This window comes from Bacillus sp. CR71, from assembly GCF_003429245.1.
Taxonomy (GTDB): domain Bacteria; phylum Bacillota; class Bacilli; order Bacillales; family Bacillaceae_G; genus Bacillus_A; species Bacillus_A thuringiensis_S.
In genome coordinates, this window is the sequence record NZ_CP031748.1 from 886,966 (window position 1) to 902,092 (window position 15,127).

The window sequence follows — 15,127 nt, forward strand, 5'->3', positions numbered from 1 at the left end:
ATTGCCATTGGCAGTCTCTTTTATTTATTAACGTTTCTCTTTATTTCCGGCATATGATATCATTTAATTTTATATACAAAAGAAAAGTATTGAGTAATTGTAATCATAACAATTTTAAACGATAGAGGATGATAATAGATTGAATAATCATAGTAAAACACCTGCCTGTATATATACGTATGCATTTCGTGAGGAGGAGCGTGCTTTATGTTACTTGGAAATGCGCTCGTTCTTTGGAATGGAGTCCCACGTTAATATTTTAAAAAGTGATGTCAAAATTGACCCGAGTAGAAGTGCGTTTATGAAAGAGCGCGTTGAGGTTATGTATGAAGGGGACGACTTAGAAAGCATTTTAAAACAAGTGGAACAAATTGATTTGGCGGGAGCGACATTTAAAGTTATTTTCGTTAAAATCAATGACCTCGTTGGGGAGAATAAAATTGAATATGGAGAAAGACGTCTTATTGAACGAGACCTTGGCATGCATATCGAAGGAGAAGCGGATGTTCGTAATCCAGAGCGTGTATTCGGGATTGTTCCTCTTGGAGGACGCTGGTACTTCGGGCACTATGTAGAAAGCGAACCAGTTTGGTATCATCACATAAAAAAACCGCATAGCTATTCGACATCACTTAGCACACGTGTTGCGAGATCAGTTGCAAATATCGCTGTACCAAATCCAGAGGGAGTACGAGCAATTGACCCGTGCTGCGGTATTGGAACAGTAGTAGTAGAAGCACTTTCTATGGGGATTAATATCGTTGGTAGAGATATTAATCCACTTGTAGTTCTTGGAACGAGAAAAAACATCGCACATTTTGGATTTGAAGGAACAGTAACAAAAGGACCAATTGAAGAAATTACTGAGAACTACGACGTTGCAATTATCGATATGCCGTATGACTTATTTACGCATGCCACACCAGAAGACCAGCTCTCCATTCTTTCAAGTGCGCGCCGCATTGCTAAAAAGGTAGTCGTTGTAACGATGGAGACAATGGATGACATGATCCATGAAGCAGGATTTGAAATTACAGATCGCTGTATTACAAGAAAAGGGTCATTTACTAGACAAATTCTTGTTTGTGAATAAGAAAGGAAGGTCACCCGTTTGGGTGACCTTTTTAGTGTAGTTTAATGTGTGATTGATTGGCAGTTTGTAGGCGGCGATAAGTTGATATTGTGATAGGAGAATCTATTACTGTTCTTTTAATTTCTCTTGTTGTGCAATTAATAAATTGCGTAATATGTGCCCGCGGTAACTTTCTAGTTTTCGTCCTTCATGATAGCGTACGCCTAATTTTTTTAGTTCAGCTACGTACCAGCCTTTTGTTCCGTAGTACATTGGATCACTTCCTTTTTGCTTTTGAACAGTATATGTTTGGGAGCGAAGTAACTTTACATTGAAAATAATAATGATAAAAGGAATCCTACATGTGTGTACCAGTGAAATTGCAAAGTTATCGAGGTGTTTTATAGCGTAACGTCCAAGCCGTGTATAAAAAAGTAGACAGTTGTATATGAATTTGTTGAAAAAAGAATACACATTGTCCAGGGGATTTGAAAAAAGGAATGCTATACGATTTGGCATGATACTTGCGTTGGAAATAGTATCAACGTATAGGGGAGAGATAGAAATGAAGGTTAGTAAAATATATACAACGATTGATGCACACGTAGCTGGGGAACCGCTTCGAATTATTACGGGCGGAGTGCCAGAAATAAAAGGGGAAACGCAGTTGGAAAGACGCGCATACTGTATGAAACATTTGGATTACCTTCGTGAAGTTCTGATGTATGAACCGAGAGGGCATCACGGAATGTACGGTTGTATCATTACACCGCCAGCAAGTGCTCATGCTGATTTTGGCGTGTTATTTATGCACAATGAAGGATGGAGTACGATGTGTGGTCATGGCATTATTGCTGTCATTACAGTTGGAATTGAAACAGGCATGTTTGAAGTAAAGGGTGAAAAACAAAAGTTCATTATTGATAGCCCGGCCGGAGAAGTTGTTGCGTATGCAAAATATAACGGGAGTGAAGTAGAATCTGTATCATTTGAAAATGTTCCTTCATTTGTATACAAAAAAGACGTTCCTATTAAAATAGATAACTATGAATTTCAAGTAGATATCGCGTTTGGAGGAGCATTTTACGCTGTTGTAGACTGTAAAGAATTTGGTTTGAAAGTTGATTTTAAAGACTTGCCCGCTATTCAAACGTGGGGCGGTAAAATTAAACATTATATAGAGAGCAAAATAGAAGTGAAACATCCACTTGAAGAAGGATTGAAAGGAATATACGGCGTTATCTTTTCAGATGAACCGAAAGACAAAGGTGCTACGCTACGAAATGTAACGATTTTTGCTGATGGGCAAGTAGACCGTTCTCCTTGCGGTACAGGAACTTCAGCGAGAATCGCAACTCTTTTTGAAAAAGATGCCTTACAAAAAGGAGAAATCTTCGTCCATGAATGCATTACTGATGGGAAATTCCAGGGAGAAGTATTATCCGTAACAGCGGTAGGTACATATGAAGCTGTCGTTCCGAAAGTAACGGGGCATGCATTTATTACAGGGTTTCATCAGTTCGTTGTAGATCCGAGAGATGATTTGAAACGGGGATTTTTGTTAGGATAAAGTGAAACTTTAATCAGTGGAGGGGTTCCCCACTGATTATTAGTTGAACCAATCGGGTTTTTACGGGCAGTTGATCTCCCGTGTAACTTCTTTGTCCAACTGAATTTTTAGATGGGAGTCTTACTGCCCGTTAATACGGGATAGAAGAAGGGGGTGGAAAGATATGCTAGTTATAAGCGCGAACGAACAAAGAAACTTAGTAAATATGAATGAAGTTATTGAATACGCGGCGCTTGCTTTAAAAGAATTTTCCGCAGAAAGAACGATTACACCAATAAGAGGCTCATTACCATTTGCGAATGAGCAAAATACGGCATTAATTATGCCTTCAGTAGCGGAAGGGCTTGAGGCACTTGGAGTAAAAATAGTAACGGTAGTCCCGCAAAATAAACAGATAGGAAAGAAAACAATCAATGGGATTGTGATGCTATCAGACTTTCAAACGGGAGAACCACTCGCACTTTTAGAAGGATCGTACTTAACGATGATTCGAACAGGTGCCTTATCAGGAGTAGCGACAAAATATTTAGCTCGTCATAACGCAAAAACTTTATGCATTATCGGCACGGGTGAACAAGCAAAGGGGATTGCCGAAGCAATATTTGCAGTTAGAGATATCGAAAAGGTCATTTTATACAATCGAACAGAAGAAAAAGCGTATGCATTTGCGCAATATATACAAGAGAAATTAGGTAAACCAGCATACGTTTATAGAGATCCAAATGAAGCAATAAGCGAAGCAGACATCATCGTCACAACTACGAACGCATCCACACCAGTCTTCTCAGAAACACTACAAAAAGGCGTCCACGTAAACGCCGTCGGCTCATTCAGACCGAGCATGCAAGAACTACCATCTCACGCCATCACAAGCGCAAACAAAGTAGTAGTCGAATCAAAAGAAGCAGCACTAGACGAAACAGGCGATCTCCAAGTTCCGATAAAAGAAGGTCTATTCAAAGCGAACGCCATTCACGCTGAACTTGGTCAAATTATAAGCGAGGAAAAAGCAGGCCGCGAAAGCGATGAAGAGATTACTATTTTCAAATCAGTTGGTTTGGCAGTAGTGGATATTATCGTTGCGAAGTATTTGTATGAGAGAGCGGTGGAGCAAGGAGTAGGGAGTAAGATTGAGTTTTGAGACTGCCTTTTGGTGGTCTTTTTATTTTATCATCCTTATAAATATATTTTATGGCAAGAATGTATTAGTAGATTGCAAACTTTCCACATTTACAAAAAAGTTTGACTTTACATACAGGTAGTGGTAATTTAAAACTTATAAGAAAACTCGGGATTAATTCCGAGTTTTCTTATGGGTATAAACAGTTCGAGGGGGCCGAAAGATGAAACAGAAGTTATTTGCATTACCATTTGTTCTAATACTACTTATTGCATTAGCGGCTTGTTCTGGGGAAAAAGATTCTTCGAAGCAAGCGGGCACTAGTAAATCAGGGACTCCGAAAGATGGAGGAACGTTAACGATTGGTGTTAGCGATAACCCAGATACGATGAATCCGCTTTATGCGAATGATCGTGTGTCATTAACTGTGCAGCAAGCTTTATATGCGCCGCTATATCATATGGAAGACGGTAAGAAAAAGTTTGTCCTTGCTGAGAGCTTTACGCCTTCAGAAGATCAATTAACGTGGACATTGAAATTAAAAGATAATTTGAAATGGCATGATGGTAAGAAAATTACATCAGACGATATAGCATTTACATTCCAATCTATTTTGGATGAGAAGCAAAATAGCTCAAGTCGTGAAAACTTTATTTTTAAAGGAAAGCCGCTTGAGGTGAAAAAGGTAGATGAGTTAACAACTCAATTCGTTTTACCACAAGTAAGCGCATCTTTCGAAGGTGTGATGAATGATTTCTTCCCAATTCCGAAACATGTATTTGAAGGGGAAGCAGATTTAGCGAAGAGTAAGAAAAACTTACAGCCTGTAGGATCAGGGCCGTTTAAGTTTAAAGAGTATAAATCAGATGAGTACGTTGCATTAGATCGATTTGATGATTATGTAGGTGGGAAAGCTAAATTAGACTCTATCGTATACCGCGTTGTAAAAGACCGTAATACAGCAAATGTTTCACTGCAAAATGGTCAAATCAACATGAAGATGATTGAGCCGCAAGACTTTAAGAAACTAGATAGCACTGGGAACTTCTCAATGGTGACATTCCCTGAAGGTAGATTATTCTACTTATCTTATAACATGAATACTGATCTTATGAAGAAAAAAGAAGTGCGCCAAGCAATTGCACATGCGTTAGATAAGAAAGAAATGATTAACTCAGCATTCGTTTCGGGTGAATTTGCAGAACCAGCAAATTCAATCTTAACGCCAGACGCTATGTATTATGCGAAAGATATTAAAGACTATAAGTATGATAAAAAAGAAGCGAAAGATTTATTAGCAAAAGCTGGCGTGAAAGATAAGGAAAAAGTACGTGTGATGTATGTAACGAATAATAAAATTATGGAAAGCTTAGCGCTTTATACACAACAAAAATTAAAAGAAGTTGGCTTAGAAGTTGAACTAAATGCATTAGATGCTAGTGCGGCAAGTGAAAAAGGCTTAGATAAAGAGAATAAAGAATATGACATTACATTTGGTGGTTACATAATGGGACCTGAGCCAGATTCATATAAGAGCTTATTCTTAAGCAATGCTGAATACAATTATGCACGATATAAAAACGCTGATTTCGATAAGTTATGGGAAGAAGCTGCAGTTGAGACAGATAAAACAAAACGCGCAGAGCTATACCATAAAATTCAAGAGACAGCTAGAGAAGACGTACCTTATCTACCAATCGCGTATCCGAAAGCAGTTATTGCAGTAGATAAAAAGTTTGATGGATTAAAAGAAGCGAAAGCAATTCCTGTCACAATGTTTGAAGATCTATCTAAGATTTATGAAGTGAAATAAGAAACAATAAAGAAGCTGGTGGAAATCAGCTTCTTTATCAAGTTAAAGCCTAATTGATGTAGGCTAATGAAAGTTTCACTTTACCTTGAGGGGGGAAGTTTGTGTATAAAGTAATTGGGAAGAGGCTTTTAAATGCAATTCCGCTTTTATTTGTTATTTCTATTATTTCTTTTCTATTAATAAAACTAGCACCGGGCGATCCGGTTCGAAACTTTGTCACGCCGAATATGAGTCCAATTGATGTTGAGCGTATTCGCACAAGTTTAGGGCTAGATCAACCAATTTATATGCAGTATATTTTATGGTTAAAAAATATTTTAACAGGGAACTTTGGTTATTCACTTCAAAACCATCGTCCTGTTCTAGATCTTATTGTAGAAAGGTTACCTGCGACAATCGGCTTAATGGGATCGTCTTTACTCGTCTCATTTGTAATCGCAATCCCGCTTGGACTACTTACAGGTGTGAAAAAGAATTCTATCTTTGATCGCATTGTGAACTTTATCTCTTATGTGGGAATTTCAATGCCAGTCTTTTGGTTCGCTTTACTATTAATTTACTTATTCTCTTTAAAGTTGAACCTTCTTCCGAGCATGGGTATGCGCACAGTCGGTCAAGATTCCGTCTGGGATATTGTCCAACACGGCATTTTACCTTGTATGGTGCTTGCGTTCCAAAACGTCTCTGTTTATATGAGATATATTCGTTCAAGTACGATTCAGCAATTAGAAGAAGACTACGTACAAATTCAATATGCGTACGGTGCTTCAAAGAAGACCGTTTTATTTAATCACGTACTTCGAAATGTATTAATACCGATCATTACAATTTTCGGGTTATCTATTCCAAGTTTAGTAGGCGGGGCGTTTATTACGGAAACAGTATTCTCATGGCCAGGACTTGGTTCGCTCGGGGTAAATGCTATTTTTAGATTTGATTATCCGATTATCATGGCAATTACATTATTATCATCATTCATGTTAATTCTCGGTAACTTAATTGCTGATATTTTATATGGCGTAGTAGATCCGCGCATTCGAATGAGGGGGTGATTTGGAATGAATAATAGGAGATTTCAAACGATAAAAAGTAGTTTTACGAAAAATAAGTTTGTACTAATGGGAGTTATTATACTTGCGGTTTTAACGATCGCATCCATTTTTGCATTCGTATCGCCATACGATCCTAGCAAAATGTCGATTCCAGATCGTTTACAAGAACCGAGTATGAGTCATCCTTTCGGCACGGATGATTACGGAAGGGATTACTTAACGAGGGCATTATATGGCGGACGCGTTTCGCTTGCGGTTGGTTTTCTTGCAATGGTTGTATCTATTACAATCGGAACCGCAGTTGGAACAATTAGTGGATATTATGGCGGAAAGTTAGACAACTTCTTAATGCGAATTGTAGAAGTACTTATGTCAATTCCATCATTCTTCTTAATGCTGTTATTAAATGCTTATTTAAAACCAGGGATTACGACGTTAGTTCTTATTATTGGATTACTAACATGGATGGACACCGCTCGTATTGTAAGGGCAGAAACGCTATCTGTAAAAGAGCGTGAGTACGTTTTGTATGCAAAAGTATCTGGACAGAAATCACTTGCAATTATTGTAAGACATATCATTCCAAACATTTTATCAACCATTATTATCGCTGCGACATTAACAATTGCGACATCGATTTTAATGGAATCATCACTTAGCTTCTTAGGATTAGGTATTAGAGAACCAGATTCTTCTTGGGGCAGCATGCTAAACAATGCGCAAGGGTATATTGGCGAAGCTTGGTATTTAACGCTCTTCCCAGGATTCCTTATCCTTTTAACGGTACTTAGTTTTAACGTAATTGGTGAAGCATTGAAGAAAGCTTTCGCGCCAAAAGGAGCTGGAAATGAAAACTAAAGTGTTACGTGAAAGGAGTGAGAAACGTGTCTGAAAAACTATTAGAAGTGAATAATTTAAAGACTTCTTTTTTCATAGAAAGCGGAGAAGTAGAAGCGGTTCGCGGCGTTACATTTCGTTTACATAAAGGAGAAGTAGTTGGTATCGTTGGGGAATCTGGAAGCGGGAAGAGTGTAATGGCGAAGTCTGTTATGTCTCTCGTTACGTCACCAGGAAAAGTGAAAGAAGGGGAAATCCTTTTTCATAATGAAAACATACTTTCTAAATCTGAAAAAGAATTACGTTCTATTAGAGGAAATCAAATTTCACTTATCTCTCAAGACCCAATGTCAGCGCTAAATCCAGTCGTGAAAATTGGGAAACAAATGACGGAAGTAATTATACGTCATCAAAAAGTGAAAAAGAAAGAAGCAGAGCAGATTGCGATCAACTTGTTAAAACAAGTCGGCCTTTCGTCACCAGAAGAAAGGGTAAAACAATATCCGCATGAACTAAGCGGTGGTATGAAGCAGCGGATTATGATCGCAATGGCGATGTCTTGTAATCCGGACCTTCTTATTGCTGACGAACCGACGACTGCACTTGATGTAACGATACAGGCGCAAATACTAGATTTAATGAAAAACTTAAAGAACGAAACGAATATGGCGTTACTTCTTATTACGCATGACTTAGGAATCGTCGCGCAAAACTGTACGCGCGTTATCGTTATGTACGGCGGGCTTATTATGGAAGAAGGACCTGTACTTGATATTTTCCAATCGCCGAATCATCCATATACGAAAGGGCTATTAAACTCTTTGCCAAAAATAGCGAACGGCGTAAAAGAAAGACTCGCTCCTATTCAAGGTGTAACGCCAAACTTATTAAACCCGCCACAAGGTTGCCCATTCGCAGAGCGTTGCCCGCATGCGATGGACATTTGTGAAAAAGAACGTCCGCCATATTTTGAAATCGGAAACGAAAGACGTTCCATGTGCTGGTTAAACGATAAGACAGTAGGTGATTCACATGCATGAAGAAAACTTAATTGAAGTTCGGAACTTAAAAAAGTATTTTCCTATTAAAAAAGGACTATTCGGCAGAAAAACAGAGCAATTAAAAGCAGTCGATGACTTAAGCTTCACTATTAAAAAGGGTGAAACATTCGGGTTAGTAGGGGAATCTGGCTGTGGAAAATCAACGACAGGAAGAAGTATCATTCGCTTACATGATGTCACTTCAGGTAACGTTTTGTTTGACGGAAAAGATATCGCAAGTTTAAAGGAAAGTGAACTAAAAGAATATCGAAAAAGAATGCAAATCATTTTCCAAGATCCATACGCATCATTAAACCCGGCAATGAATGTATTCCAAATTATTAGCGAACCGATGAACATTCACGGTTCCTACGAAAAAGAAGAACAAAAAGAAATCATTTTAGACCTTCTGAAAAAGGTAGGTTTAAAAGAAGAACATTTATATCGCTATCCGCACGAATTTAGCGGAGGCCAGCGCCAGCGCATTAGCATCGCGCGGGCACTATCTGTAAAACCAGACTTTATCTTATGTGACGAACCAATCTCAGCACTCGATGTCTCAGTCCAAGCACAAGTCGTAAACATGCTGCAAGACATTCAAGAAGAAACAGGCGTCACATACTTATTCATCGCACATGACCTATCTATGGTAAGGCACATATCAGACCGAATCGGAGTCATGTACTTAGGAAACATAGTAGAAATTGCCGACAGTGAAGACCTATACACAAAACCGGCACATCCATACACACAAGCACTACTCTCATCCATGCCAGAACCAGATCCAACAAACACAGGCAAAGAACGGATCATCCTAGAGGGAGAAGTACCAAGCCCACTAAACTCACCATCCGGCTGCAAATTCAGAACGCGCTGCAAATTCGCCACTGAAAAATGCGCACAGGAAGTACCGAAGATGGGTGAGATTGCGAAGGGGCATGAGGTGGCTTGTCATTTGTTTTAGGGGGAGAGCACTAGGGGGGACCTGGTGCTTTTTTTCTTTGTAGGTGGACGTGGTGTGGGATTGGTTGTTAGTTTAGGAGATAGCGCGCTCGAAATTTGTCGGTAAATCGATATGTTGTGTCGAAACGTTGATATATTTTTGTAAAGAGTGGGATTGGTTGTAACTTAATGTAGAAATTTAATGTTTTTGAAAAAAAGAATTGACTTCTATATTAGTTGTAACTAAAATAGTTACATAAAGATGTAATCAATTTAGTTACAACTAATATCTGCTAAAAATATGATTTATATATTTAATTAAGGATGGTGGTCCATACGTTGCCACCCGGTGTAGAAAGTTACTAACACATTCAAATCAATGCATATTCCAAGCTTTAGTATTTTCTGTTACGGGGCAATAAGGTGCAACGTTATCTTTTGTTAAAAACCTTGGTGGATCTTTCTTTGGAAATATTAGTTTTGGGGAAATATAGTAAGGTATCTAAAAAAGAACAAGGTATAAAAAGATGTACTTATATAAACCAAAAATTTAGTTGAGCTGGATAATAAAAAAAAGGTAGGAGATTTAAATGGAGACGAAACAAGATAACCTTATTTACGTATGGGATGCATATTGTGGATGGTGCTATGGTTTTTCAGAAAGTATTAAAGGATTTTACAAAAACCACACTGAAGTGCCATTAACAGTTTTATGTGGAGGGTTATTTTTAGATAATTTACCAATGAAAAACTTCTCATATATAGAAGAGGGAAATAAAAGAATTAATCAACTTACAGGTGCTGAATTTGGTCCTTCCTATCAAAAATTGGTGGAGGAAGGGACTTTTAAAATGAATTCGAAAGATGCTGCAATTGGTTTTTCAGCTTTACGCTCATTAGCGCCAGACCGTTTATTAGAATTCACTTCGGCTATGCAAAAAGCGTTTTATTATGAGGGCCAAAGTCTGAGTGATCCTGAAACATATCGCAAAATTGCAATCGAGCATGGTTTGGACCCTGAACAAGTATTAGAACGTTTAAACGCTCAAGAAACAATATTAGATGTCCAAAATGATTTCAATAAAGTTCGACAGCTTGGTGTTAATAGCTATCCTTCATTACTTTTACAAAAGGATAATCAAATTATTCCTATTGGTGGTGGCGTAATGACGCCAGGTAAAATTGAAGCGCGTTTTAAAAATTTATATTAAGAAAATTTAGGATATAGTAGCAAACATGTTATCTTAGGCCACCTGACATTCATCTCCGGAATATTCGCCAGTACTATTACACTTTCAGATAAATGGGAGTGGGAGATTTTATCCCGCTTTAACGGGCAGTAAGAACCCCACCTCAAAATTCAGTGGAAGCAAAGAAGTTAGGTGGGGGATCAACTGTCCGTAAAAGTCCGATTGGTTCAACTAATAATCAGTGGGGGATGAACAAAACCCCCACTGATTAAAGTTTCACTTTATCGGAACAAGATAAAAATATGATGATTAGTTAATAACTTTAACAAAAGGAGAATAACATACTATGTTTAAAACAATCGATACAAATCAAAAAGATGTGAAATTAACGGTGTTTAGTTCGGACGAAAAAAGCTTTATGGTCACGGCAACATTAGTTGAGAAAGCAGGACATGCATTTTTAATAAACTCAAAATTTACTCAATCTGATTCGAAAGAAATTGTTGAGTATCTGAAAAAAAACAACTTATCTCTAGATAAAATCTTTATTATTCATGGGGATCCAGACTACTACTTTGGATTAGAGAGCATTAAAGCCGTTTACCCAGAAGCTATAGCGTATGCAACAGAGTCTACTGTTGAACATATCGTTCATTCTGTCTTAGGGAAATTAAAAGTTTGGAAAGACGCCCTTGGAGAAAATGCACCGAATAACGTGGTATTACCTCAAGTGTTTAAAGAAAAAACAATTGATTTTCAGGGGTTAACATTTGAACTAGTAGGCTTAGATCATTACAGAACTAGCTTATTTAATAAAGAGCTGAAAGTATTAATTGGTGGTATTGATGTATTTAACGAAATCCATGTATTCTTAGCTGATACTAGCTCAAAAGCGGCAATGGAGGCTTGGATTGAAAACTTGAAAGTGTTACAAGCATTACATGCTGACATCATTGTACCTAGCCATGGATCAATTGAAAAATCCTTAAATAATCAAGCACTTACTGCGACAATGGATTATCTAAGAACTGCGATTCAAGCTTCTGAGGAAAGTAAAACTTCAAAAGATTTTGTAGCAAGACTTGATGCAGCATATCCAGGCTATGCAAATAAAGGTGTATTAGAATTAAGTGCAAAAGTTGTAACAAAAGAAATGCCTTGGGGTTAATGATATGAATAAATATCAAAAGCTATTACATGAAACGTATGTGTTAACTGGCGAAGGGAAATTGGATGCGTTCAAAACGTATTTAAGTGAAAATGTATCTTGGACAGAAGCTGCTGGGTTTCCATATGCGGGTACTTATATTGGTCCAGATGAAGTAGTGAAGAACGTACATGAACGTCTTGGTACGGAATGGGATAACTATAGTGCAAAAGATGAAATTTATGCTTTTAATAACAATACTGTTATTGTGTATGGAAAATATAGTGGAACATATAAAGCTACAGGGAAGCCATTTGTAGCAGATTTTTGTCATCTTTATAAGTTTGATGAGAACGATAAGGTTAAGAAGTTTATACAAATTGTGGACAGTGCAACTGTTAATGAGGTATTAAGTTAGAGTTAATCGTTTCTAATATGCCTTGTATAGGGGGAGGATAAATGAAATTCCTAACATTACCCCTGACATTACATTTTTGGGAAGGTTTCTCCTTCTTCAAACTTTTTATAGAAGAAAACTTATTTAAGTAGAAGAGGTAGGTATATATGAAATTAGAGAAAAGTTTAATCATAACAATTATTTCTGTATTTATTTTAGGAGTAGTTTCGACTTTGGTATATCAAGCTTCCACCGGTAATAACAAAGGGAACTCAATTAAGAGCGAAAATGTTGCTTCTGTATCAAAAGAAGTAAAAGTAAAAGAAAATGAAAAGAATAAAAAGATGGTAGTTGATTTCTATAATGAAGTTTTTAACAAACATAATATCGATATTATCCCTAAATATGTAGGTGAAGAGTATAAGCAACATAATCCTTTTGTTGCTGATGGACGAAAAGCCTTCATGGATTTCTTTAAGGAGGATTTTGTTAAAAATCCTAATTCCTCTGCAGAGATTAAACGTGTAGTAGCTGAAGGGGATACGGTTGCTCTTCATGTACATTCTCGTACTAATTCTCAAGATAAGGGAGTTGCTATAGTGGATATATTTCGTATCAAGGATGGAAAGATTGTCGAACACTGGGATGTAATTCAAGAGATTCCAAGTGAAGCAGCTAATGATAATACGATGTTTTAGATAGAAGATATATTTAATAATTTTTTAATTGATAGTGCTGTATAGAATTTAGAAATTTAGATAATTAGTTATTAAATTTGGAAATCATTTAAAAATAGCATATTAAATGATGGCACAAATTAATACGAAATAGCTCTTTAATAAAAAATCCTACTCAGTAAAAAATGAGTAGGATTTTTTATTAAAGAATAGTGCTAATTTTGTGGTTCGGCACCATCTAAATTTGGAAACCATGAAAGTATAGGTACTCTATATCCACGTAAAGTAAAATTGTAATTTTTTCCTTCTTTTATGTTTGCTTGCAGATCCACTGAATTAAACTTCATCATAAGAAGGCTATCCTCATTAGAAATAACTTTTTCGGTTCCATTTTTTTGCTCAACCTAGTACAATCTCACCAATTTAAAAAGACCACCATTACTGGCAGTCTTTCTGTGGTATCGAGTGTAGAGATGGTTAGCTACTTATCTGTTTAGGCATAATCTAGGATCTTTAGAATTCTTAATTTGAACAATCTATTTTTATATTATTTAAATAGTAATCTTTTATAGACCCACTCATTTTAGTTAACCTTTGTTCAAATATAAATGAAGTCGCAATTGTAACTAGATGCACAATTAATCAAAATAGAAAAAAGTACCTATAAGAGTAGGTACTTTTTTCTTTGTTATATATAAATTATACATTAATTTATATTTGGAACACTTTAAAAAGAAAAGATGATGATGGATTTATTAATAGATGCGTATAACTATATGTATATATTTAATGCATATATTATTTTTAGATAAATATATATATCTTTCAGTAAGAATGCAATATTCTTCGCTATTTACTTATATTTATAATTTAACTAATTCATTATAATATCAATGTTGATTTAAAGTTTTTTGTACAAAATGAACAGATGGGATTTTTTTAGGGATGCAAATACAATGAATCATTCTGTTTTCTTAATTGACTAAATTTTTAAAATTTAAACCTTCAAATGTTAATACTTGTTATATAATTGACTTATTAAGGCATTGCCCCTAAAAGTTAATATGCCTAATGAGATTGTTTACGTTTTCCTTATGGGGTAGCACCAACATTTCATAGATTCTGTACGCTAAGGCTATAATCTTTATAATTCCTGAGCGTATGAAATTCGCGCTTTGTTGTTGGGACCGCTATGAGTACTGTTAAATATAATATTCAAGGAGTGATATAATGAATACTAATCTTAAATTATCAAACAGACCAGAACACACTGTTCAAAAATTATTTGAACAGCAAGTAATTCAGAATCCAGATTCTGTTGCGTTGGTATATAAAGATCAACAGTTAACTTATAAGGAATTAAATGAAAAAGTAAATCAATTAGCTTTTTATCTACAAAAACGAAACATAGGCCCTGAAAGTATGGTAGGGGTTTATATAGAACGTTCTTTAGAGATGATTGTAAGTATATTAGGAATAATAAAAGCTGGTGGCGCATATGTCCCACTAGATCCCGCATATCCAACAAAGAGGCTTGAATATATCTTGAAAGATGCCAACATACAAGTATTGCTAACCCAAAACCATCCAACACAGTGGATACCTAAAGAAATAGACTGTATTAATATAAAAGAACATGAAATGAATATTTCGAGAGAAAAAAATATAAATCCTACAATTGAAGTTAAACCAGATAATTTGGCATATGTAATCTATACATCTGGATCTACAGGAAAACCCAAAGGGGTATTAATTGAACAAAAAAGCTTATGTAACTTTATTATTTCTAGTATTAATTTAACAAAAATGAATTCAGACAGTAGAAATATTCAATTTGCCTCATTATCATTTGATGCTTCAGTATTTGAGATATTTACTAGCCTAGTTTCAGGTGGAACTTTATATGTATGTAGTCAACACGATATTATGCCAGTTGAACCACTTACTCAGTTCTTGCAAAAAAATAAAATTACACATGCACTTTTACCCCCTACGGTACTTAATTTGTTAGATGAATCTGTATTTAAAGATTTACAGGTTGTTATTTCTGCGGGATCAGCCTGTAGTGAACAAGTGGCAAAACGATGGATGCAAAATCACCTTTTTATTAATGCGTATGGTCCAACAGAAACTACAGTTTATACCGTTGCGGGAATATACAAAGGAGATGGAGCACCTCCTATTGGTCGGTCCATTCCCAATGTAGAGGTATATGTATTAAATGAAGCTAAAAAACTTGTCCCTATTGGGACAGTAGGTGAACTTTATAT

At 36.2% G+C, this 15,127-nt stretch carries 14 protein-coding genes; 13 read left to right on the plus strand and 1 reads right to left on the minus strand.

Annotated elements, in window-relative coordinates; genetic code table 11:
- Positions 1 to 139 precede the first annotated feature (139 nt).
- A complete protein-coding gene (locus DOS87_RS04565) occupies positions 140 to 1,093 on the plus strand; it encodes a TRM11 family SAM-dependent methyltransferase (protein WP_001059321.1) in 954 nt (317 codons plus the stop codon).
- A gap of 105 nt (positions 1,094 to 1,198) precedes the next feature.
- Here the strand turns inward: DOS87_RS04565 and DOS87_RS04570 are convergent, their stop codons facing one another.
- A complete protein-coding gene (locus DOS87_RS04570; RefSeq protein ID WP_074790672.1) occupies positions 1,199 to 1,429 on the minus strand; it encodes a YflJ family protein in 231 nt (76 codons plus the stop codon).
- Positions 1,430 to 1,637: 208 nt separating this feature from the next.
- On the opposite strand from DOS87_RS04570, the gene DOS87_RS04575 reads away from it, so the two are divergent.
- From DOS87_RS04575 to DOS87_RS04630, 12 genes are all read left to right on the plus strand, one after another.
- A complete protein-coding gene (locus tag DOS87_RS04575) occupies positions 1,638 to 2,642 on the plus strand; it encodes a proline racemase family protein (RefSeq protein ID WP_086413209.1) in 1,005 nt (334 codons plus the stop codon).
- Between the two features lie 163 nt (positions 2,643 to 2,805).
- On the plus strand, positions 2,806 to 3,783 hold the full coding sequence (locus DOS87_RS04580; RefSeq protein WP_017762836.1) for an ornithine cyclodeaminase family protein: 978 nt from the start codon (positions 2,806 to 2,808) through the stop codon (positions 3,781 to 3,783).
- Between the two features lie 202 nt (positions 3,784 to 3,985).
- Complete coding sequence (locus DOS87_RS04585) at positions 3,986 to 5,575, plus strand: ABC transporter substrate-binding protein (protein ID WP_000810663.1); 1,590 nt, start codon at positions 3,986 to 3,988, stop codon at positions 5,573 to 5,575.
- 101 nt (positions 5,576 to 5,676) lie between these two features.
- Positions 5,677 to 6,627, plus strand: a complete 951-nt coding sequence (locus DOS87_RS04590) for an ABC transporter permease (RefSeq protein ID WP_000278807.1) — start codon at positions 5,677 to 5,679, stop codon at positions 6,625 to 6,627.
- Between the two features lie 6 nt (positions 6,628 to 6,633).
- A complete protein-coding gene (locus DOS87_RS04595; RefSeq protein WP_001065307.1) occupies positions 6,634 to 7,485 on the plus strand; it encodes an ABC transporter permease in 852 nt (283 codons plus the stop codon).
- Between the two features lie 26 nt (positions 7,486 to 7,511).
- Entirely contained in the window at positions 7,512 to 8,504 is a 993-nt protein-coding gene (locus DOS87_RS04600; protein ID WP_208730210.1) for an ABC transporter ATP-binding protein, read from the plus strand.
- Positions 8,497 to 9,468, plus strand: a complete 972-nt coding sequence (locus tag DOS87_RS04605; protein WP_142330481.1) for an ABC transporter ATP-binding protein — start codon at positions 8,497 to 8,499, stop codon at positions 9,466 to 9,468. Before DOS87_RS04600 ends, DOS87_RS04605 begins: the two co-directional genes overlap by 8 nt.
- Positions 9,469 to 10,036: 568 nt before the next feature.
- Complete coding sequence (locus DOS87_RS04610; protein WP_000448624.1) at positions 10,037 to 10,657, plus strand: DsbA family protein; 621 nt, start codon at positions 10,037 to 10,039, stop codon at positions 10,655 to 10,657.
- A gap of 325 nt (positions 10,658 to 10,982) precedes the next feature.
- Positions 10,983 to 11,804: an MBL fold metallo-hydrolase gene (locus DOS87_RS04615; protein ID WP_000477270.1), complete on the plus strand. Its 822-nt coding sequence runs from the start codon at positions 10,983 to 10,985 to the stop codon at positions 11,802 to 11,804.
- A gap of 4 nt (positions 11,805 to 11,808) precedes the next feature.
- Positions 11,809 to 12,201, plus strand: a complete 393-nt coding sequence (locus tag DOS87_RS04620) for a nuclear transport factor 2 family protein (protein ID WP_208730211.1) — start codon at positions 11,809 to 11,811, stop codon at positions 12,199 to 12,201.
- Between the two features lie 146 nt (positions 12,202 to 12,347).
- Positions 12,348 to 12,878, plus strand: coding sequence for a nuclear transport factor 2 family protein (locus tag DOS87_RS04625; protein ID WP_208730212.1), 531 nt, complete (start codon positions 12,348 to 12,350; stop codon positions 12,876 to 12,878).
- Between the two features lie 1,209 nt (positions 12,879 to 14,087).
- The coding region (locus DOS87_RS04630) for an AMP-binding protein (protein ID WP_208730213.1) at positions 14,088 to 15,127 on the plus strand (1,040 nt) is incomplete at its 3' end.

What these genes read in the sequence shown, in the direction of transcription:
- DOS87_RS04575 (WP_086413209.1), top strand. Translation starts at nt 1,638, where the DNA reads ATGAAGGTTAGTAAAATATATACAACGATTGATGCACACGTAGCTGGG.
- DOS87_RS04580 (WP_017762836.1), top strand. Translation starts at nt 2,806, where the DNA reads ATGCTAGTTATAAGCGCGAACGAACAAAGAAACTTAGTAAATATGAAT.
- DOS87_RS04585 (WP_000810663.1), top strand. Translation starts at nt 3,986, where the DNA reads ATGAAACAGAAGTTATTTGCATTACCATTTGTTCTAATACTACTTATT.
- DOS87_RS04595 (WP_001065307.1), top strand. Translation starts at nt 6,634, where the DNA reads ATGAATAATAGGAGATTTCAAACGATAAAAAGTAGTTTTACGAAAAAT.
- DOS87_RS04605 (WP_142330481.1), top strand. Translation starts at nt 8,497, where the DNA reads ATGCATGAAGAAAACTTAATTGAAGTTCGGAACTTAAAAAAGTATTTT.
- DOS87_RS04610 (WP_000448624.1), top strand. Translation starts at nt 10,037, where the DNA reads ATGGAGACGAAACAAGATAACCTTATTTACGTATGGGATGCATATTGT.
- DOS87_RS04615 (WP_000477270.1), top strand. Translation starts at nt 10,983, where the DNA reads ATGTTTAAAACAATCGATACAAATCAAAAAGATGTGAAATTAACGGTG.
- DOS87_RS04620 (WP_208730211.1), top strand. Translation starts at nt 11,809, where the DNA reads ATGAATAAATATCAAAAGCTATTACATGAAACGTATGTGTTAACTGGC.
- DOS87_RS04625 (WP_208730212.1), top strand. Translation starts at nt 12,348, where the DNA reads ATGAAATTAGAGAAAAGTTTAATCATAACAATTATTTCTGTATTTATT.